19 protein-coding genes are annotated in these 20,169 nt (G+C 69.8%); 10 read left to right on the forward strand and 9 right to left on the reverse strand.

Features of this window, described 5'->3' with window-relative positions:
- Positions 1 to 5: 5 nt before the first annotated feature.
- Both EL288_RS01560 and EL288_RS01565 read left to right on the forward strand, forming a co-directional pair.
- Complete coding sequence (locus EL288_RS01560; protein ID WP_010927164.1) at positions 6 to 1,754, forward strand: acyclic terpene utilization AtuA family protein; 1,749 nt, start codon at positions 6 to 8, stop codon at positions 1,752 to 1,754.
- A 39-nt stretch (positions 1,755 to 1,793) separates the two neighbouring features.
- Entirely contained in the window at positions 1,794 to 2,768 is a 975-nt protein-coding gene (locus EL288_RS01565; RefSeq protein WP_003815486.1) for a Bug family tripartite tricarboxylate transporter substrate binding protein, read from the forward strand.
- A 10-nt stretch (positions 2,769 to 2,778) separates the two neighbouring features.
- On the opposite strand, the gene EL288_RS01570 is transcribed toward EL288_RS01565, so the two are convergent.
- From EL288_RS01570 to EL288_RS01580, 3 genes are read right to left on the reverse strand one after another with little or no spacing between them, the layout of a single operon-like run.
- Entirely contained in the window at positions 2,779 to 3,234 is a 456-nt protein-coding gene (locus tag EL288_RS01570) for a PaaI family thioesterase (protein WP_003815484.1), read from the reverse strand.
- A 12-nt stretch (positions 3,235 to 3,246) separates the two neighbouring features.
- A complete protein-coding gene (locus EL288_RS01575; RefSeq protein ID WP_003815482.1) occupies positions 3,247 to 4,455 on the reverse strand; it encodes a CaiB/BaiF CoA transferase family protein in 1,209 nt (402 codons plus the stop codon).
- A 2-nt stretch (positions 4,456 to 4,457) separates the two neighbouring features.
- Complete coding sequence (locus EL288_RS01580; protein ID WP_003815479.1) at positions 4,458 to 5,165, reverse strand: haloacid dehalogenase type II; 708 nt, start codon at positions 5,163 to 5,165, stop codon at positions 4,458 to 4,460.
- A 228-nt stretch (positions 5,166 to 5,393) separates the two neighbouring features.
- On the opposite strand from EL288_RS01580, the gene EL288_RS01585 reads away from it, so the two are divergent.
- A complete protein-coding gene (locus EL288_RS01585) occupies positions 5,394 to 6,338 on the forward strand; it encodes a LysR family transcriptional regulator (RefSeq protein WP_003815477.1) in 945 nt (314 codons plus the stop codon).
- 15 nt (positions 6,339 to 6,353) lie between these two features.
- On the opposite strand, the gene EL288_RS01590 is transcribed toward EL288_RS01585, so the two are convergent.
- Positions 6,354 to 7,322, reverse strand: coding sequence for a Bug family tripartite tricarboxylate transporter substrate binding protein (locus EL288_RS01590; protein WP_003815476.1), 969 nt, complete (start codon positions 7,320 to 7,322; stop codon positions 6,354 to 6,356).
- A gap of 364 nt (positions 7,323 to 7,686) precedes the next feature.
- Between EL288_RS01590 and ctaD the strand changes: the two genes are divergently transcribed.
- On the forward strand, positions 7,687 to 9,282 hold the full coding sequence (ctaD, locus tag EL288_RS01595) for a cytochrome c oxidase subunit I (RefSeq protein ID WP_003815474.1): 1,596 nt from the start codon (positions 7,687 to 7,689) through the stop codon (positions 9,280 to 9,282).
- Between the two features lie 27 nt (positions 9,283 to 9,309).
- The gene (locus EL288_RS01600) at positions 9,310 to 9,855 is read left to right on the forward strand and encodes a DUF2244 domain-containing protein (RefSeq protein WP_003815472.1); all 546 of its coding nucleotides are present in this window, start codon (positions 9,310 to 9,312) and stop codon (positions 9,853 to 9,855) included.
- 32 nt (positions 9,856 to 9,887) lie between these two features.
- Here the strand turns inward: EL288_RS01600 and EL288_RS01605 are convergent, their stop codons facing one another.
- Positions 9,888 to 10,598 carry a GntR family transcriptional regulator gene (locus EL288_RS01605; protein WP_003815471.1) on the reverse strand — a complete coding sequence of 237 codons (711 nt, stop codon included), beginning with the start codon at positions 10,596 to 10,598 and terminating at the stop codon, positions 9,888 to 9,890.
- 198 nt (positions 10,599 to 10,796) lie between these two features.
- Between EL288_RS01605 and EL288_RS01610 the strand changes: the two genes are divergently transcribed.
- Positions 10,797 to 11,993 (forward strand): pyridoxal-phosphate-dependent aminotransferase family protein, encoded by a 1,197-nt coding sequence (locus EL288_RS01610; protein ID WP_033449479.1) that lies wholly within the window; start codon positions 10,797 to 10,799, stop codon positions 11,991 to 11,993.
- Positions 11,994 to 12,001: 8 nt separating this feature from the next.
- The gene (locus tag EL288_RS01615) at positions 12,002 to 13,078 is read left to right on the forward strand and encodes a serine hydrolase domain-containing protein (protein ID WP_010929437.1); all 1,077 of its coding nucleotides are present in this window, start codon (positions 12,002 to 12,004) and stop codon (positions 13,076 to 13,078) included.
- Positions 13,079 to 13,121: 43 nt separating this feature from the next.
- Here EL288_RS01615 and EL288_RS01620 read toward each other — a convergent pair whose 3' ends face one another.
- Both EL288_RS01620 and EL288_RS01625 read right to left on the reverse strand, forming a co-directional pair.
- Complete coding sequence (locus EL288_RS01620; protein ID WP_003815464.1) at positions 13,122 to 14,006, reverse strand: MBL fold metallo-hydrolase; 885 nt, start codon at positions 14,004 to 14,006, stop codon at positions 13,122 to 13,124.
- Between the two features lie 12 nt (positions 14,007 to 14,018).
- Positions 14,019 to 15,014 carry a Bug family tripartite tricarboxylate transporter substrate binding protein gene (locus EL288_RS01625; protein WP_010929436.1) on the reverse strand — a complete coding sequence of 332 codons (996 nt, stop codon included), beginning with the start codon at positions 15,012 to 15,014 and terminating at the stop codon, positions 14,019 to 14,021.
- A 104-nt stretch (positions 15,015 to 15,118) separates the two neighbouring features.
- On the opposite strand from EL288_RS01625, the gene EL288_RS01630 reads away from it, so the two are divergent.
- From EL288_RS01630 to EL288_RS01640, 3 genes are all read left to right on the forward strand, one after another.
- A complete protein-coding gene (locus tag EL288_RS01630) occupies positions 15,119 to 16,075 on the forward strand; it encodes a LysR family transcriptional regulator (RefSeq protein WP_003815460.1) in 957 nt (318 codons plus the stop codon).
- A gap of 110 nt (positions 16,076 to 16,185) precedes the next feature.
- Positions 16,186 to 17,499, forward strand: coding sequence for a DUF3300 domain-containing protein (locus tag EL288_RS01635; protein ID WP_003815458.1), 1,314 nt, complete (start codon positions 16,186 to 16,188; stop codon positions 17,497 to 17,499).
- Positions 17,496 to 18,326 carry a DUF2950 family protein gene (locus EL288_RS01640; RefSeq protein ID WP_003815456.1) on the forward strand — a complete coding sequence of 277 codons (831 nt, stop codon included), beginning with the start codon at positions 17,496 to 17,498 and terminating at the stop codon, positions 18,324 to 18,326. Before EL288_RS01635 ends, EL288_RS01640 begins: the two co-directional genes overlap by 4 nt.
- Before the next feature lie 9 nt (positions 18,327 to 18,335).
- Here the strand turns inward: EL288_RS01640 and EL288_RS01645 are convergent, their stop codons facing one another.
- Positions 18,336 to 19,478, reverse strand: coding sequence for a GGDEF domain-containing protein (locus tag EL288_RS01645; RefSeq protein ID WP_003815455.1), 1,143 nt, complete (start codon positions 19,476 to 19,478; stop codon positions 18,336 to 18,338).
- A gap of 94 nt (positions 19,479 to 19,572) precedes the next feature.
- The gene (locus EL288_RS01650; RefSeq protein WP_003815453.1) at positions 19,573 to 20,160 is read right to left on the reverse strand and encodes a methylated-DNA--[protein]-cysteine S-methyltransferase; all 588 of its coding nucleotides are present in this window, start codon (positions 20,158 to 20,160) and stop codon (positions 19,573 to 19,575) included.
- Positions 20,161 to 20,169 lie beyond the last annotated feature (9 nt).

Here is a 20,169-nt window from a genome sequence, read left to right on the forward strand (position 1 = left end):
CAGACTTGTCCGGCTACCAGACGATGGCATTGAGGGAGGTCGCGCATTCGCGATCGGGCGAGAAGGGCAACAGCAGCATGGTGTCGGTCATCGCCTATGACCCCGCCGACTACGAACTGCTGCGCGAACAGGTTACGGTGGAGCGCGTGCGCGAACTGTACGGCCCCATCGTCAAGGGCGGCATCGCGCGCTACGAGGTGCCGCGCATCGGCGCGCTCAATTTCGTCATGGACGAAGTGCTGGAAGGCGGCCGTTCGCGTACGCTGGCGTTCGAGGAATCGGGCAAGGCCCTGTCGTCGCTGATGCTGTCGCTGCCGGTGCGGGTGCCCGACGGCTACGTCGGCCGCGCCGCCCGCAACCAGGACAGTCCGCCGGCGCCCGGCGCAGGCGCGCGCGGCGGCCGGTCGGTCCGCCTGGGCTCGGCCACGGCGTGGTCGCGCGACCGCTTCGAGCCGGCGCTGGACCTGGTCGAGCGCGGCAAGGTGGATTACCTGTGCTTCGAAACCATGTCCGAGGTGACGATGAGCGCGGCGCAGGTCGCGCGCCTGGATGCGGACAGCACGGCAGCCTACGATCCCTACCTGGTGGCCCGGCTCGAGCCGGTGCTGGCGGCCTGCAAGGCCAAGGGCATACGCATCATCAGCAACCAGGGCTGGCTGGACCCGCGGGGCGCGGCGCGCCGGATCAAGGAGCTGGCCGCGCAGCTGGGCATCGCCGACCTGAAAGTGGCGGCGGTCAGCGGCGGCGAGCTGAGCGGACGCATCGCCGACCTGGGGCTGCGCTACAGCGAGGACGGCGAGCCGGTCGAACGCAGCCGCGACCGCATCGTCTCGGCCGAAGCCTATCTGGGGTGCGAAGGCATCGTGCGCGCGCTGGCCGACGGCGCCGATGTGGTGCTGACCACGCGCGTGGCCGACGCCTGCCTGTACCTCGGGCCGCTGGCGTTCGAGTTCGGCTGGTCGCTCGACGACCACGAGCAGATGGCGCGCGGCATGGTCATCGGCCATCTCATGGAGTGCGGCGCGCAGCTGTCGGGCGGCTATTTCGCCGACCCGGGCTACAAGGAGGTGCCCGGGCTGGAGCGCCTGGGCAACCCCATCGCCGAGGTGTCCGAGCAAGCCATCACGCTGAGCAAGCTGCCGGGCTCGGGCGGACTGCTCACGCCGGCCACGTGCAAGGAGCAGCTGCTCTACGAAGTGGCCGATCCGTCGCGCTACCTGGCGCCGGACTGCGTCACCAACCTGGGCGCGGTGGATTTCGTGCAGACGGCGCCCGACGAGGTGGCCGTGCTCATCCATGGCGAGGCGGGCCAGCCGCGTCCGCCCACGCTCAAGGCCCTGGTGGGCCTGCGCGAAGGCTACATGACCGAGGAGATGGTCATCTTCGCCGGCCCGGGGGCGCTGCGGCGCGCCCGCATGACGCAGGACATCCTGGAGCGGCGCTTCCAGGCCATCGGCCTGGACGCGCAGGAACTGCGCTTCGACTACCTGGGCATGAACGCCGTGCACCGCGAGGCGACCCCGGCGCCGGCCTGCGAACCCTACGAGGTCATCCTGCGCGTGGCGCTCAAGACGCGCGAGCGGCAGGAGGCCGAGAAGCTGCGCAAGGAGATCGATCCGCTGGCCGTCAACGGCGTGTCGGGCACCGGCAAATGGGCCACCAGCGCAAGCGGCTCGCGCGTGCGTTCGGTCATAGGGCTGAATTCCTGCCTGGTGCCGCGCGAACTGGTCGACATGCAAGTCACCCTCTATTGATACCAACCACTATCCGCCGACGCGGAGAGGATCCGTAACATGCGACCCATCGCTGCTGCATTCGTACTTGGCCTGCTGGCGTTTCACGGCGCGGGCGCCGCGGCCGGGGACGGCTGGCCGGCCCGCAAGGCGCTGACCATGGTGCTGCCGGCCGGCGCCGGCGGCTCGTCCGACCCGCTGGCGCGCCTGCTGGCGCTCGAAATGGGCCAGCGGCTGGGCCAGACCATCGTGGTGCAGAACCGGCCGGGCGCCGGCGGCAACGTGGGCATGGCCCAGGCGGCCCGGGCGCAGCCCGACGGCTACACCATGGTGATCTCGTGGACCGGCCCGCTGGCGACCAACCTGGCGCTGTACAAGGACGTGGGCTATGACCCGCGCGCCGACTTCGCGCCGGTGGGCATGGTGGGCTGCACGCCCAACGTGCTGGCGGTCAGCGGCGACTTCCCGGCCAACAGCCTCGCGGAGTTCGAGGCCTACGCCAAGACGAGAAAGAGCAAGCTGAGCTACGGCACCACCGGCGTGGGCAGCTCCTGGCACATCGCCGGCGAGATGCTCAGCCGCGAGATGGACAACGGCCTGGTGCACATTCCCTACCAGACCCCCGGCGCCGCGTTGACGGACATGAAGGCGGGCCGGCTCGACGCCATCTTCCCGGTGGTGCCGATGACGGTCGGGCACGTGCGCGCCGGCGACATGAAAGTGCTGGCGGTGTTTTCCAAGGAGCGCGCCTCGGTGCTGCCCGACGCGCCGACCACGGTCGAGCAAGGCCGCGCCGACCTGATCAGCGACACCTGCTTCGCGCTGCTGGCGCCCAAGGGCGTGGACGCCGCCGCGCTGGCGGCGATGAACAAGGCGCTTAACGAAGTGCTGCAGGATCCGGGCGCGCGGCCGAAGATCGAGGCCATGGGCATCCAGATCCGGGCGGGCGAGCCGGCCGCCCTGGCGCAGTACCTGGATTCGGAAATTCCGCGCCAGGCCCGGCTGGTGCAGGCCTCGGGCGCGACCGCGCAGTAGCGTCCCGGGGCTAGCGCGCCGCGGCGTCGACGCCCGGCGCGCGCGCCGGCGACAGCGCCTTCCAGGTGGAGGTGGCCATGGCCAGCGGCTCGCCTTGCGCGTCGGTCAGGGTCGACTTCAGGAACGAGACGCTGCGCCCGCGCTGCAGGAACTCGCCGCGGCAGTACACCGTGCCCTGGCGTACGGCCTTCAGGTATTGGGTCTTCATTTCCAGCGTCAGGCCGGCGCCCTGCACGTGGTTGAGCAGGTGTCCCATCGAGATGTCCATCACGGTGGCGATGATGCCGCCGTGCAGGCTGCCCTGCGGATTGAACAGGAAATCCTGGGGTTCGAAGACGATCAGGCACTGGCCGTCGGGGTAGCTGATGTCCAGGCCCAGCAGGCGGGCCAGGAAAAACTGTCCGAACTCGGGGCGCTGGGTGCGCAATGCGTCCTGGAAGGCGCGCAGGGCGGCGCTTTCGTCCATCGATGATTCTCCTCAGTTGCTGGTGGCGTGGGTGCGTATGATGCCGCGCGCGGCCAGGTCCGCCACGCGTTCGGGCTGCAAGCCGGCATGTTCGCACAGGATCGCCGCCGTGTGCTCGCCCAGCAGCGGGGGCGCGCGATGCGCCGCCGTCCCGGCCCCGTCGAAGCGGAACGGGCTGGCGATGTTGCGCACCTGTCCGGCGCTCGGGTGCGGCATGTCGAACACCATGCCGCGCGACACCAGTTGCTCGGCCTCGCAGACCTCGGCCACCGAGCGTATGTCGCCGCACGGCACGCCGGCTTCGCGCAGCGCGGCGATCCAGTATGCGCGCGGTTTCGCGGCGATCAGGGCGGCGATGCGCGGCACCAGTTCGGCGCGCAGCGCGACGCGGTCGGCGGCGCGCGCGTAGCGCGGGTCGTCGGCCAGGTCGGGGCGCGCGATCACGCCGCAGAACAATTGCCAGAACTTGTCGTTGGCCACGCCGATGTTCAGCCAGCCGTCGGCGGCCTGGAACGTCTCGTACGGCGCGATGGTCGGGTGCGCGTTGCCGCGCCGCGTGGGGCTGGCGCCGGTGGTGAAGTAGATGCCGGCGTTGAAGGTCAGCAGCGACGCCATGCAGTCGAGCATGGCGATGCCGACGTGGCGGCCCTGTCCGCTGGACGCGCGTTCCAGCAGCGCCGCGGTGATGGCCTGGGAGGCGAACTGGCCGGTGATCAGGTCGGCGATGGAGGTGCCGATCTTGGTCGGCAGGCCGGCCGGGTCGCCCGTGATGTCCATGATGCCCGATTCGCCCTGGATGATCAGGTCGTAGCCGGGCCGCTGCGCGTCGGGGCCGCTGTCGCCGAAGCCGGTGATCGAGCAGCTGACCAGGCGCGGGTTGGCGGCCCGCAGCGCGTCGTATCCGAGGCCGAGCCGCGCCATCGTGCCGGGCCGGAAGTTGTCGATGACGACGTCGCTGGCGCGCGCCAGCGCGCGCAGCAGCTCCTTGCCTTCGGGCTGCTTGAGGTCGATGGCGCAGCTGCGCTTGTTGCGGTTTACCGAAAGGAAATAGGCGCTTTCGCCGCCGCTGAACGGAGGCCCGAAGGCGCGGCTGTCGTCGCCATGGACCGGCTCTTCTATCTTGATGACCTCGGCGCCCAGGTCGCCCAGCAGCATGGTGCAGAACGGGCCGGACACCACCCGCGTCAGGTCCAGGACGCGTATTCCGTGCAGCGGCGACATGCTCAGCCCACCATCGCGTCGGCCAGCGACTTCATGTCGTCGACCCACAGGTCGGGCTGGTGCGGCGTGCCGCCGAACGGACGCTTGCGGCGGTCGATGAAGGCGCTGTGCATGCCGGCCGATTTGGCGCCCAGGCAGTCGAACGCGTGGTTGGCCACGAACAGCACCTCATCCATGCGCACGCCTTCGATTTCGGCGGCCTTGGCGTAGGTGGCCACGTGCGGCTTGAACGAATTGGCCTCGGCCACCGAGATGACGTTGTCGAACGGGATGCCGTGATGGCGCTTGGCGGTTTCCAGCATGTCGCGGTCGCCGTTGGACAGCACCACGATGCGGTAGCGGGTCTGCAGGCGCGCCAATGCCTCGGGCACGTCCGGGAAGGGCTTGAGCTGTTCGATGCAGCCGACCAGGTAGCGCACCTCCTCGGCGGTGTGCGCGATGCCGGCGCGCTCCAGCGTGTAGGCCACGGCGCGGTGGCCGATTTCGCGGTACGGCGTGTGTTCCTGGTGCAGCAAGGCGTCGATCATCGAGTTCTCGAAGTGCGTGCGGCGCCACCAGGTCACGAACGAATTGGGGTTGCCGGTCCAGCCCTTTTCCTTGAGGTAGGGGGCGGCGATCTCCACCAGCCCTTTCTGCATGTCGACCACCGTTCCGTACTGGTCGAACATCACTACCTTGATCTTTTGCTTGAGAGTTTCTGCGGTCGCCATGTGGTTTCTCCTGGTTGGCGTGAAAGCGCGTGTGTCGCGGCCCTGCCATGTTCGGTTCCGGCTATATATTCGTCCAATGGATAGTCATTATGGGATTATTCTTTATATCAATAATTCGCCTGGACAGGCTGAAATAACGCTGGTCACGAGGAATCGTTGCGACAGAACGCGCCGGCGCGGCGTCGCCTGCATTAGAATTCGGCAGTCTTTTCCGCTACGGGAACTGTCATGCGCGCCGCCGTCAATCTGCGATCGGTCGATCTGAACCTGCTGGTGTTTTTCGACGCGCTCATGACCGAGCGCCATGTCACCCGCGCCGCCGACCGCATCGCGGTCAGCCAGCCCGCGATGAGCAACGCGTTGTCGCGGCTGCGCATGGTGTTCAAGGACGAGCTGTTCGTGCGCACGGCCAAGGGCATGGAGCCCACGCCGCGCGCGCTGGAGCTGGGCGAGAGCGTGCACGCCACGCTGCAGCAGGCCGCGCGCCTGATGACCAGCGACATCCAGTTCGATCCATCCAGCACGCAGCGCCAGTTCACCCTGCGCATGTCGGACCTGGTGGGCACGCTGGTCCTGCCGGCCCTGATGGCGCGGGTGGACGCGGCGGCGCCCGGGCTGGCCATCGATACCGTGCATCTTTCGCCCGAGCAGACCATCGAGGCGCTGGAGGCCGATCGCCTGGACCTGGCCGTCAGCATGGAGCTGCAGCACACCAGCGCGATCCGCGCCGAGGCCCTGTTCAGCGACAGGATGGTGTGCGTGCTGCGCAAGGGGCACCCGCTGGCCGGGCGCCGGTTGACGCTCAAGCAGTTCCTCGCGTACCGCCATGTGCGCGTTTCGATGAGCCCTACCGACATCCGCTTCGTCGACAGCGTGCTGGCCGGCCAGGGCCTGCGCCGCGAGGTGGCGCTGAACGTGACGCACTGGCTGCTGGTGCCGGCCGTGCTGCGCGACACGGACCTGCTGGCGGTGATGTCCGAGCGGGCGGCGCAGCGCATCGCGGGGCCGGACACCATGATCCGGCCCTTGCCGTTCGCCACGCCCGGCTTTCAATGGACCTTGTACTGGCATCGGCGCTACGAGCACAGCCGCGCCCATCAATGGCTGCGCGAGCAGGTGCGGGCGGTGGCGCCGCAGGGCCAGGGCCTGTCCACGCCCGGCGCGGCGGGGTGAACAGGCCGCCGGCGGTCAGCCGATCTTGATGCCCAGTTCGCGCACCGCTTTCTGCCAGCGCTGGTTCTCGGCGCGCACGTAGTCCTGCAGGGCGGCCGGCTCCATGGCCGGCGGGACTTCGGCGCCCTGGCTGCGCCAGGCCTCCAGCACCGCCGGCGCCTTCAGCGATTGCGCGATGCCGGCGCGCAGGCGCGCCAGCACGTCGGCCGGCGTGCCCGCCGGCGCCCACCAGGCATACCAGATCGATGCATCCATCGCCGGTCCTCCGGCCTCCTTGAGCGTGGGCGCATCGGGAAAGGCCGGGCTGCGGGCGTTGGACGTGACGGCCAGCAGCCTGATGTTGCCGGTCCTCACCTGCGGCGCGGAGGTGCCCAGCCCGTCGAACATCAGGTCGCACTGGCCGCCGATCAGGTCCTGCATGGCGGGCGCGGTGCCGCGGTACGGAATGTGCGTCATGGAAACGCCGGCCAGCTGGCTGAAGGTGGCGGCCACGATGTGTTGCGCGGTGCCGCTGCCCGACGAGCAATAGTTCAGCTTGCCGGGGTTCTTCCTGGCATATGCGATCAGCTCCTCGACGTTGCGAAACGGCGCCTTGTTGGTGACCACCAGCACGTTGGGCACTTTGGCCACCAGCGCCACCGGCACGAAATCGCGGTCCATGTCGTAGCCGCGGTTCGGGTAGAGGCCCTCGGCCATCATCTGGTGCACGCCGCCGGCCAGCAGGTGATAGCCGTCGGGCGGCGCGGTGGCGGCGCGTTGCACGCCGATGGTGCCGCCGGCGCCCGGGCGGTTGTCCACCACCACCGTCTGGCCCAGTTCCTCTCCCAGCTTGGCGGCCACCGGGCGCGTGAACGTATCGACGCCGCCGCCCGGGTTGTACGGCACCACGACTTGCACGGGCTTGTCGGGCCAGGCCGCCGTCGCCGCCGCCGTGGCGCAGGCCAGCGCGAGGATGCCGGCCGCTTGGCATACCTTCTTCTTCATCTCGTTGTCTCCTTTGTGCCGGCCCGCCGGTGTGCAGGGGGTGGTCCGGCCGCGCGCGCGCTTGGCGCTGGCGGTCCGGGCGGGCCTGACAAAATGGTAGGTAGCCGGCGCAGATACGACTAATGGATAGTTGGTATGGATATATTGACGGCGTCAATGATGCGGCGCGGCCGCGCGGTGCGCGCGGCATGCCTTATGGGGCCGCATCAAAGACCATGCTGGCGGTGTGCTTGCGGTGGCGCAGCGGCGCCATAAGGCGTACAACTGAGCGCTGGAGCCGATCCGGCTCCCGGCCGCCACCCTGGCGGCGGGCTCGGCAGCATAGGCCCGGCCGGTGGCGCCGCCATGTTCCCGGAGGCGCGACATGAGTACCATTGTCCACGATCACAGTCCTTCGGCCGGCCATGCCGACCATCACGCCGCGCCCAGCGGGTGGCGACGATGGTTGTTCGCGACCAACCACAAGGACATCGGGACGATGTACCTGATCTTCTCGCTGGTGATGCTCATGGTGGGCGGCGTGCTGGCGCTGGCCGTGCGTACCGAGCTGTTCGAGCCGGGCCTGCAGTTCTTCCGCCCCGAGCTGTTCAACCAGTTCACCACCATGCACGGCCTGATCATGATCTTCGGGGCCATCATGCCGGCGTTCGTGGGCTTCGCCAACTGGATGATCCCCTTGCAGATCGGCGCCTCCGACATGGCGTTCGCCCGCATGAACAACTTCAGCTTCTGGCTGCTGCCGGTGGCTTCGGTGCTCCTGCTCAGTTCGTTCTGGGTCGACGGCGGCGCCACCGCCGCCGGCTGGACGCTGTACGCGCCGCTGTCGCTGCAGATGGGCCCGGGCATGGACCTGACCATTTTCGCGGTGCACATCATGGGCGCCTCGTCCATCATGGGCGCGATCAACATCATGGTGACCATCCTCAACATGCGCGCGCCCGGCATGACGCTGATGCGCATGCCGCTGTTCTGCTGGACCTGGCTGATCACCGCGTTCCTGCTGCTGGCCGTGATGCCGGTGCTGGCGGCGGGCATCACCATGCTGCTGGCCGACCGCCATTTCGGCACCGGCTTCTTCAACGCGGCCGCCGGCGGCGACCCGGTGATGTACCAGCACGTGTTCTGGTTCTTCGGGCATCCCGAGGTCTACATCATGATCCTGCCGGCCTTCGGCATCGTATCGGCCGTGGTGCCGGCGTTCTCGCGCAAGAAGCTGTTCGGCTATGCATCCATGGTGTACGCCACGGCGTCGATCGCGGTGCTGTCGTTCCTGGTGTGGGCGCACCACATGTTCACCACGGGCATCCCGGTGGTCGGCCAGCTGTTCTTCATGTACGCCACCATGCTGATCTCGATCCCGACTGGCGTGAAGGTGTTCAATTGGGTGGCCACCATGTGGCGCGGCTCGCTCAGCTTCGAGACGCCGATGCTGTTCGCGGTGGGTTTCATCTTCGTGTTCACGGTCGGCGGCTTCACCGGCCTCATCCTGGCGGTGGCGCCGATCGACATCCAGGTGCACGACACCTACTACGTGGTGGCGCACTTCCACTACGTGCTGGTGGCGGGCTCGCTGTTCGCGCTGTTCGCCGGCGCGTATTACTGGCTGCCCAAATGGACCGGCCGCATGTACGACGAGAAGCTGGGCAAGCTGCACTTCTGGTCCACCATGATCTCGTTCAACGTGACCTTCTTCCCGATGCACTTCCTGGGCCTGGCCGGCATGCCGCGCCGCTACGCCGACTACGCCGCGCAGTTCACCACCTTCCACCAGGTGGCCACCATCGGCGCGATCTGGTTCGGCCTGTCGCAGTTCATCTTCGTCTGGGCGGCGCTGCGCTGCTACCGCGGCAAGGGCGAGGTGGCCACGGCCAAGCCGTGGGACGGCGCCGAGGGGCTGGAGTGGACCGTGCCGTCGCCCGCGCCGCATCATACGTTCGTGACGCCGCCCGAGGTCAAGTAGGCCCCGGAACCCCCAGGCTGGCAGGCCATGCGCGACACGCTTTCCCATCCTCTTCTGCCGCAGGCCGGCGCGCAGGGCGCCGCGCCGTGCCGCTGGAGCCTGCGGCGCAGCAGCGTGGCGCCGGCCCAGTTCATGGCCGGCATGGGCATCATGGCGGCCATCGCCGTGCTGGTGGGGCTGGCGGGCGCGGCCTACGGATTGTGGGCGATCACCGCCTGGTGCGTGGTCGAGCTGGCGTTCATCGCGCTGGCCGGCTGGCATTTCGCGCGCCATGCGCGCGATGGCGAGGACATCGAACTGCGGGCCGACGGCACGCTGGTCGTAGAGGTCCACGACGGCGAACGCGTGTCGCGCCATGTCTTCGACCGCGGCCGCGCGCGCGTCATCCGCCACCGCGCCTGGTCGGCCGCGGACGAATCGCTGTGGCTGCATTGCGGCCGCCGCCAGGTGCGGCTGGCGCGCTACCTGGACCGGCGCCGCACCTGTGCCTTCGAGACCGACATCCGCCAGGCGCTGGGCACGGGCCCATCCAGGGCGCCGCGCCTGGGCGCGGCCGACACGCTGTTTGAATGAGCAGGATCCTGGCGCCGCGGGGACCGCGGCGATCAACGGATCCCGGACGCCGCCGCCAGGCTGCGCAGCGCCGCCTCGCACTTGCGCCGCAGGTGGCCGCGCATGAGGTCGGCCAGCCGTTCGGCGTCGCGCGCCTGCAGGGCGTCGGCCATCGCCATGTGCTCGCGCATCGCCTGGTCCCATTTGTGGCGGTCTTCGTTGGAAACGTAGCGCAGGTTCTGGATGCGCGCGTTCTGCGCGTCGTACAGCTGCTTGAGCAGGGCGTTGCGCGCGGCCAGGCCGATGCGCTCGTGGATGGCGCGGTTGGCGCGGAAGTACGACGGCAGGTCGCGCCGCGCGTGGCTGGCCATCATCTCGTAGGTCAGCGCGCGGATCTCGGCGATCTCCTGGTCGGTGGCGCGCGCGCAGGCCAGGCGGCACGACATCTCCTCCAGCCCGCCGATGACTTCGAAGGCTTCGCGGATATCGGCGGCGGACAGGGCCACCACTTGGGCGCCGCGTTTCGGTTCGATGCGCACCAGGCCCTCGGCCGCCAGCGCGCGCAGCGCCTCGCGCAGCGGCGTGCGCGATACGCCGAGCTGGTCGCACAGCGCGCGTTCGTTGAGCCGCGCGCCGGGCGGGAAATCACCCTGGATGATGCGTTCGCGCAGGCGGGCGGCCACGGTGGCGGGCAGGGTGCCGCCGCCCGCGGCGCCTTCGGCGCAGGCGCTGGCCGAGGGCGGCAGGCTGACTTCGAGGCTCATTGGTATACCAGGTTTCGGGGGTCTGCCCACGACTATACGTGCCTCGATCGCGTCGCGATCATGCGTGAATACCCTAGGCCATCGCGCCAATTCAATAGGCTAGAGTGGCACGAGCCCGGCGCGGGATGGCCGGGCCCGTATCGCCCGCCCGCGTCGCGGCTTGAGTTGGTATACCAATAATCCAATGCGAGGCCCCGTATGTTCGCCCTGAACCCGCATCCGTCCGGTCGCCACTTCCTGCAGATTCCCGGCCCCACCAATGTGCCGGATCGCGTGCTGCGCGCCATCGACCAGCCCACCATCGACCATCGCGGCCCCGCGTTCGGCCAGTTGGGGCTGGCGGTGCTGGCCGGACTGAAGCACGTGTTTCGCACCGAGTCGCCGGTGCTCATCTTCCCCGCGTCCGGCACCGGCGCCTGGGAGGCCGCATTGGTCAATACGCTGTCGCCGGGCGATACCGTGCTGATGGCCGAGACGGGCCATTTCGCCAGCCTGTGGCGCCGGCTGGCCGGCCGCCTGGGCCTGGAGGTCGATTGCCTGGAAAGCGACTGGCGCCATCCGGCCGACCCGCAGGCCATCGGCGCCAGGCTGGCGCAGGACACGCAACACCGCATCAAGGCCGTGTGCGTGGTGCACAACGAAACCTCCACCGGCGTCACCAGCGACATTGCGGCGGTGCGCGCGGCCATCGACCAGGCCGGGCACCCCGCCTTGCTGATGGTCGATACGATTTCCTCGCTCGGCTCGATCGATTATCGCCACGACGAATGGGGCGTGGACGTAACCGTGGCGGGCTCGCAGAAAGGCCTGATGTTGCCGCCCGGGCTGTCGTTCAACGCCATCGGCCCGCGCGCGCTGGCCGCTGCCGGGCAGGCCCGCCTGCCGCGTTCGTACTGGGACTGGCGCGAGATGCTGGCGGCCAACGAGCGCGGCTACTTCCCGTACACGCCCGCCACCAACCTGCTTTATGGCCTGCACGAAGCGCTGGCGATGCTGCGCGAGGAAGGCCTGCCGCAGGTCTATGCGCGCCATCGCCGCCACGCGCACGCCACGCGGCTGGCGGTGGCCGCCTGGGAGCTGGAGCTGCTGTGCCTGGATCCGGCGCAATGCAGCCCGGCGCTCACGGCGGTACTGATGCCGGGCGGCCACAGCGCCGATGCATTCCGCCAGCGGGCGCTGGAGCGCTTCGATATCTCGCTGGGGCAGGGCCTGGGCAAGCTGGCCGACCGCGTATTTCGCATCGGCCACCTGGGTTATTTCAACGACTTGATGCTGTGCGGCACGCTGGCCGGCGTCGAGATGGGCCTGGCGGCCGCGGGTGTGCCGCACCGCGCCGGCGGCGTGCAGGCCGCCATGGCGTTCCTGGCCCAGACCCCGGCCGGGCAGCCTGCCTGAACCGCATCATGGAGAGGATAGCGATGAACCCCCTCATGCAGCAGGCGATCCAGTTCGCCAACGATCACGAAACCGCCTGGGACCGCAGCGTCCAGGGCAACTTCGGCGTGCACCTCGATGATCCGCCGCCCTGGAACCGCCTGCTGGGTCCGGTGCACGATCGCGGCCCGGTCTCGGGCGTGGTCGTGGTCGACGGCCAGACGCTGGCGTCGTGGGGCGAGCCCGAGCGCGCCGACCTGACCTTCAGCGTGGCCAAGCTGTACCTGTCCATCCTGGCCGGCGTGGCGCACGACCGCGGATTGCTGCCGGACGTGGACGAGCCGGTGGGCCGGCGCGTGCCGGGCATCGGTTTCGACGCCGGCCGCAATGCGCGGATCACCTGGCGCCACTTGCTGCAGCAGACCAGCGAATGGGAGGGCGAGCGCTTCGGCGTGCCCGACCAGGCCGACCGCTACCGCGCGGTGGCCTTCGGCATCCCGCCCGACGGCAGGAAGGGCGACGCACGGCCGCTGCAGGAGCCCGGCACCTACTGGGAATACAACGACGTACGCATCAACCAGCTTTCGTATGCGCTGCTGCATCTGTTTCGCCGGCCCTTGCCCGAGGTGTTCCGCGAGGCGGTCACGCGGCCGCTGGGCGCCAGCGAGGACTGGCAGTGGGTGGGCTACGACAATGCCTGGGTGGATATCGACGGCGTGCGCATGCCGTCGGTGCCGGGCGGCACGCACTGGGGCGGCGGCATGTCGATCAGCGCGCGCGACCAGGCGCTGATCGGCCGCATGCTGCTCGACGAAGGCCGCGCGGCCGATGGCCGGCAGGTGCTGTCGCCAGCCTGGATCCAGGCGATGCGCACTCCCTGCGACATCGCGCCCTACTACGGCTACCTGATCTGGCTCAACCACGAAAGGAAGGTGTTTCCCAGCGTGCCGGCGTCCAGTTTCTTCGGCATCGGCGCGGGCAGCTCGTTCACCTGGGTCGAGCCCGAGCGGCGCATGGTGGTCATCGTGCGCTGGCTGGATGCCGCCTACGCGGACGCGCTGTTCGGCCGGATCCTGGCGGCGGTCGACGCCCATCGGGCCGGGTAGGCGCGGGCGGACGCGGCGCCGTTTCGTTCCGGCGCCGCCGCGTTCAATCCAGCCGGGTCTGGCGCGGACCGGCGAAGGGAATCTCCATGCCGTCCTCGCCGAAGAAGATATTGCCCCGGTAGATTTCCCCGACTTCGCGCACGATCCGCTCGCGCATGCCGGGGTGGTCGAACTGTTCGGTCACGTGCGAGATGACCAGGTTGCGGACGTTGGCCTCGGCGGCCAGCTCGGCCAGCTCACGGTGCCCCATCGTGAACGCGGCGAAGGTCTTGCTGGGGGCGGTGCCCGAGACATAGTGGCACATATGGACCAGCACGTCGCAATCCTGGGCCAGCTCGCGCAGCGCGCGGCTGGGGCCGGTATCGCCGGAATACACGAAGGACTGTCCGTCCGCGTCCAGGCGGTAGCCATACGACACCAGGTGCGGCGCGAAGTGGTTCACGGGCGCCACGCGCACGGTCCAGCCCGGCGTGCGCACCACCGCATCCGCGGCCAGTTCGTGCAGGCGGGGCTGCGGGCGGGCGCGCATGCCCGTGCCGCCGCGCGCCTGGTACACGTCGATGCTGCACTGGTTCTCCGTGCGCGAGATCAGGTCCGGGCCGAAGGCGCCGTCGTCGCCGATCAGGCGCTCGGTGATCAGCTTCAGCGGCGGCGGTCCGTAGACGTCCATGTCGTCGACCCTGCCCACGCCCTGGTCCCAGCGGGTCAGCAGCAGGCGCGGATAGTCGCCCATGTGATCGTAATGGTGATGGCTGAAGAAGGCGTGCGAGACCTGGGTGGCGCGCACGCCCAGTTCGAGCATGCGATGGTGCGCGCCGAACCCGTGGTCGAAGACCAGGTATTCGTCGCCGACGCGCACGAGATAGCCCGAACACATGCGCCGCAAGGACGGCGTGGGCGTTCCGGTGCCCAGTAACCACAGATTCATGCTTGTTCCTCGTTATTCGGCCGCGATGCCGAGTTCGTCGATGAAGCGCGCGTACTTCTTCTGTTCGGCGGCCACGAAGTCGCCGAAGGCCTGCGCGCTCATCGGCCGGGTTTCCACGCCCTGCACGGCCAGCGCCTGCCTGATGTCGTCGGCGGCCAGGGCGGCGGTGATGCGGTCGTGCAGCGCGGCCTGCACCGGCGCCGGCACCTCGCGCGGCGCGAAAAAGCCGAACCAGCCGGCCAGATCCAGCCGCGGGTAGTCCTGCGCGGCCAGCGCCGGCACATCGGGCAGGGCGGGGCTGGGCTGGCGGGCGGTGACGCCCAGCGCGGTCAGCTTGCCGTTCTTGACGAACGGAACCGCCGGCGGCATGCCCGAGAAGTAGATGCTGACTACGCCGCCCACCGTGTCGGTGACCGCCTGGCTGCCGCCCTTGTATGGGACGTGCAGCAGCTGTATGCCTGCCTCGCGCGCCAGCAGCGCGCCGGCGATATGGGCCGGGCTGCCGGGGCCTGCCGAGGCATACGAAAGGCGATTGGGTCTGGCCTTGGCCAGCGCGACCAGCTCGGCGATCGAGTTGGCGCCGACCGTCGGGTTGGCCACCAGCAGCAGCGGCGTCGAACCCGCCATCGCCACGGGCGCGAAGTCGCGCGCCACGTCGTAGCTCACGCCTTTTTGCACGATGGGGTTGATGACCATCTCGGAGGTGTAGCCCAGCAGCAGGGTATTGCCGTCGGCCGCCGCGCGGGCCACGGTCGACGCGCCGATCGAGCCGGCCGCGCCGGGCTTGTTCTCGACCACGACCGATTGCCCGGATTGCTCGCCCAGTTTCTTCGCGACCAGCCTGGCGATGACGTCGCCGGTGCCGCCGGGGGCGTAGGGGACGACGATGCGCAGGGGCTGGTCGGACGGCGCGGCGCCGGCCTGCGCCGGCACGCCGGCCAGCGCGAACGCGGTGGTGATGATGGCTATCGCGCCCATGAGCCGCGTAGGTCTGTGTAGATGCTGCATGGCATTCCCCGTATGGTGGTTTTCCTGAGTTGCATGATTTTCGTGTGATTCAGTTGTTTGAAGTGATACCATTTTTGTTATGCAAAACCCAGGGTTTACCCATAATGTACGATTCCGCCCCTAGCGACCCGGTTCCGTTTGCCCGGCTGCGGTTTCGCGATCTGCAGTTGCTGCGCGAGATCGCCGCGGCCCGCTCCCTGACCGCCGTGGCCGAACGGCGCGGGCTCACGCAGCCGGCGCTCAGCCGTACCTTGCGCGACATCGAGGCGGAACTGGGCGCCCAGGTGTTCTCGCGCGAGCGGGGCGCGCGGCTGGCGCCCACCGCGGTGGGCCGGCACATCCTGGCGCGCGTGGACCTGCTGATGGCCGACGCCGGCGCGCTGCACAGCGAGTTGCGCGCGTTCGAGGAAGGGCGCGGCGCCCACCTGCGCCTGGGGGTGATTCCGTTCGTGTCCAACGCCCTGATGCAGGAAGTGCTCAAGACCCTCACGGGCGAGCCCTTGCGCATGTCGGTGAGCACCTTCGAAGGAGCCACGGACCAGTTGGTGCTTGCGCTGCGGCGCCAGGAGCTCGACATCGTGATCGGGCGGCTTTCGGCGGACGCCGGCGCCGACACGCTGGCGCAGGAGGGCCTGTTCTCGCAGACCGCGTCGATCGTGATGAGCGAGGCGCTGTACGAGCGGCGCGCCAGCCTGACGCTGGCGTCGCTGCACGGCCATCCGTGGGTGCTGCCGCCCGCGTCCAGCCCGACGCGCATGGCGTTCGTGGAGGCCTTCGTCAGCCGCAATGCCGTCGCGCCGGTGGCGCGCATCGAAACCACTTCGGCGCGCCTGGTCCACTCGGCCATCAGCAGCAACATGGCGTCGCTGGGCCTGCTGCCGCTCGATATCGGACAGGAGCTCGAGCGCTGGGGCGGCGTGCGCTGCATGGCGTTTCCCGTCCCGTTCCGCATGCCGACCGTGGGCCTGATCGTGCTGGCCGAACGCCGGGCGCTGGCCATGAACCGGGTGGTGCGCGATGTGTTGCATCGCTGCATTGCGCGGGTGGCGGCCTACGCCTGAGCGCCACGCGCCGCTTCTCAAATTGCGCGCCAGCCGTTACGCTGGCAAACGGCGTTCCCCGGACCCGGGGGCCGCTGGCCGTCCGACGGGCAAACTCCTGGGAGTGGGATATGTTGCGATTGCGCTATCTGCTTGTGAGTCTGCTGTATCTGGGGGCGATATGGGCCGGTTCCGCGCAGGCGCAGGCCAAGCTGGACAACGCCCGGCTCGACCAGTTGCTGGCGCCGGTGGCCCTGTATCCCGATTCGCTGCTGTCGCAGGTGCTGATGGCCGCCACCTATCCCGACGACGTGGCCGCCGCGGCCAAATGGTCCGCCGATCATCCCAAGGATTCGGGCGACGCCGCCGTCAAGGCCGCCGAAGGCCAGCCGTGGGATCCCAGCGTCAAGTCCCTGGTGGCGTTTCCGTCGGTCATGGATCTGATGGGGCGCCAGCCGCAATGGGTCAAGTCGCTGGGCGATGCCTTCCTGGCGCAGCCCGACGACGTCATGGATTCCGTGCAGCGCCTGCGCACCGAAGCCAGGAAGGCCGGCACGCTGACCAGCAACAAGCAGCAGAAAGTCACCACCACCGAAAGCGCCGGCAAGACCGTCGTGGTGGTCGAGCCGGCCGATCCGCAGGTGGTCTACGTTCCCAGCTACAACCCCACCGTGGTGTACGGCGCCTGGCCGTATCCGGCCTATCCGCCCTATTACTATCCGCCGCCGCCCGGCTCGGCCTTCGCGACCGCCCTGGTCGGCGGCATCGGCTTCGGCCTGGGCGTGGCGGCGGTCGACGCCATGTGGGGCGGCTTCGACTGGGGACACAATGACGTCGATATCGACGTCAATCGCTACAACAACGTCAACATCAACCATCGTATCGACACCAGCAACACGCGGGTGGACTGGCAGCACAACGCCGCCAATCGCGGCAGCGCGGCCTACGCCGACAGCGCCAGCCGCCAGCGCTTCGACGCGCAGCGCCAGGCCGGCCAGCAGCGCCGCGCGCAGGCCGGCCAGCGCGCGGGCGGAGGGTCGATCGACGCCGAGCGGCAGCGCGCCGCGCAGGCGTTCGAAGGCCATACCGGCCATGCCGTCGCCGGTTACGGCGGTCCCGGGCATGGCGGCGAGCGCGCCGGGGCGCCTGGGCGCGACGCCCGGCCGAGCGGCAGCCGGCCGGGCCAGGCGGGCGCCGGGCAGCGCCAACCGGGCCAGCACAATCCGGCTCACGCGGACGGCATGCAACGCCAGCGCGCCGACCAGGCCGCGGCGCGCGAGCGAGCCGAGCAATTCAACCGCACGCCGGCGCTGCACGACGCCGGCGACGGCGCGCGCATGCGCCAGCAGACCCAGCGCGGCGACTTCGCGCAACAGCGCGGCGGCTTTGGCGGCCGCGGCGGCATGGGCGGCGGCGCCCACCATTTCGGTCATGGCCGGAGATGAGCATGCACAACAAGCATCCGATGGTCCGGCGCGTCCTGGGCGCCCTGGCGCTGACCTGGGCGACCGCCGGCGCGGCCATGGCCCAGGCGCCTTACCCCACGGCCCAGGCCGCCGGCGATGCGCTGGTCGACGCCATCGCCACGTCCGACGACACGGCGCTGGCGCGCGTGCTGGGCGCCAATTACCGCCAGGTGTTCCCGGCCGGCGATCACACGCAGGCGATCTACCGTTTCCTGGCCGCGTGGGCCGACCGCCACGACATCCAGAGCGAGGGCGACCGCCGCGCCTGGCTGGCGGTGGGGCTCTCGGGCTGGACCTTTCCGGTTCCGATGGCGCGCGGCGGCCAGGGGCAATGGCGCTTCGACCTGCAGGCGGGCGTGGCCGAAATGCGCCGGCGCACCATCGGGCGCAACGAACTGGCCGCCATCGACGGCGTGAGGCAACTGGCGCAGGCGCAGGCGCGCTATGCGCAGGGGCCGGGGCAGGGGCGCTACGCAAGCCGGCTGGTCAGCCGGCCCGAGCATCGCGACGGCCTGTACTGGCCGGCGGCGGACCAGGCCGACGCGCCGCCCTTCGGGCCCGACGCCCTGGCCATGGGCGCGGATACGCCGCTCGACCAGGCGTATGCCGGCTACCGGTTCCGGGTGGAGGCTGCGCCCGACGGCAAGGATTTCCGCGTGGTGGCCTGGCCGGCCCAATACCGGCGCAGCGGCGTGTACACCTTTGCCGCCGACGCCAGCGGCCAGGTGCTGCAGCGCGACCTGGGCGGCGCGGGCGCGGTGGGCATGCGTACCGACCTGGCCGGCTGGCAGCCGGTCGCGCAGTAGCCTGGCCGCTCAGGCGGCCAGCGCGGTGCGCGACTTGCCGGCCGACTTGGCCAGGTACAGCGCCCGGTCGGCGGCCTTGAGGATGGCCGTCATCTCCTGGCCATGGCGGGGCACCAGCGCGATGCCGACGCTGCCGCCAATGCGGACCGGGCGCGGCGTCCCCAGGTCGTAAGGCTCGCAGATCCGCGCCACGATGCGATCGCCCAACGCGGTGGCGCAGGCCTGGTCGCAATCCCGCACCAGCAGCACGAACTCGTCGCCGCCGATGCGCGCGATCGCCGCGTCGGCCGGCGCCAGCTCCGTCAACCGCGCCGCCACGTCGCGCAGCAGCCGGTCGCCGGCGGCATGGCCGTGGGTGTCGTTGACCGACTTGAAACCATCCAGGTCCAGGTACAGCAGGGCGAACTCGTTTCCGTCGCGGCGCGTTGCCGCCACGGCGCGCTCCAGCGCGAAGCCCAGGCCGAAGCGATTCAGCAGCCCGGTCAGCGCATCGCACCGCGCCAGCCGGTCGCTGTCGCGTTCGGCCTGCATGGTCGCCACCAGCATGCGATTGAAGCGGTACGCCGCCACCGTCATGCTGGCCAGGTAGAGCGGCAATTGCACGCTGACGATCCACAGGCTGTGCTCGCCGGTGAACCAGGGCAGGGTGGTGCAAGGCCCCAGGCTCACGCAGATCATCAGCGCGGTCAGGCGCGGCGCGCTGAAATTGCGGAAACAGATGCCGCCCACCATGGCGGCGGCGGACAGGCAGGCCAGGATCGCCGCGACCCAGTCGCCGCTGGCCACGCTGATGAGCGTGCCGTAGCCCACGCTGCACGCCCACAGCACGGTCAGCACGATATAGGCGTCGGTATGGGTGGGCCGGCCGGCCGCGGCGGCGCGGCGCGCCGACACCAGCACGACGGCGCGCGCCAGGCAGCAGGCCAGCTCGAACGCCAGCCATGCGATGAACGGCGCCTGCGGCAGGCGGATGGCGATGATCAGCGCCACCAGCACGCTGTTGAGCACGCCGCCCACGAAGATCGAAATCGTGCCGAACAGGCCTGCGAGCAGCGCCTGGCGGATGTCGTCCGGCACGTTCCGTCCGGGATCGGCCAGCCAGCGGGTTACAGGCCAGGCAGGGGGGCTGTAGAGGCGGTCGGTGCGGTACATGCGGCGGGCGCCAGGATGCGGGAGAAGAAGTTCCGCGACGGTACAACGTCCTTGCCCGCTTGTATATGGCGCCGTTGCCGGCGTTGCAAACGGCTCAGCCGGCCTCGCGCAACAGCCCCGCCGCGGCGTTCTCGTGCGCCAGCAGCCAGCGCTTGCGCTCCAGCCCCCAGGCATAGCCCTTGAGCGCGCCATCCTTGCCGATGACGCGGTGGCACGGCACGATGAGGGCGATGGGGTTGGCCGCGTTGGCGCCGCCGATGGCGCGCGCGGCCTGGCGGTCGTCATGCCCCAGTTGCCGCGCCAGCGCGCCGTAGCTGGTGACCTCGCCGGCCGGAATCCGGCGCAGCGCCTGCCAGACCCGCTGCTGCAGCGCGCTGCCGCCGGTGGCGGTGGCAATGCCGTCCAGCGCGTCGCACTGCCCCGAGAAGTAGTGCGCCAGCGCCGCGGCGATGGCCGCCGGGGCCGGCGCCTCGCGCAGGGTGTATGTCCCGTAGTGCAGGTGCAGCAGCCGCCGCAGGCGTTGCGGCGAGTCGGCGAACTCCAGCGCGCGTACCTGCTGCCGGTCGTCGGTGACCAGGCTCAGGGCGCCGAGGGGCGATTCGAGTTGGGCCTGAAAGAAATGCATGATGCGCTCCTGGTTTGATGGCGCCTTGACTGTATGCGGCGCGCGCGTGCCGCGCATCCCGGCGCT

The organism is Bordetella bronchiseptica, from assembly GCF_900636925.1.
Classification (GTDB): domain Bacteria; phylum Pseudomonadota; class Gammaproteobacteria; order Burkholderiales; family Burkholderiaceae_B; genus Bordetella; species Bordetella pertussis.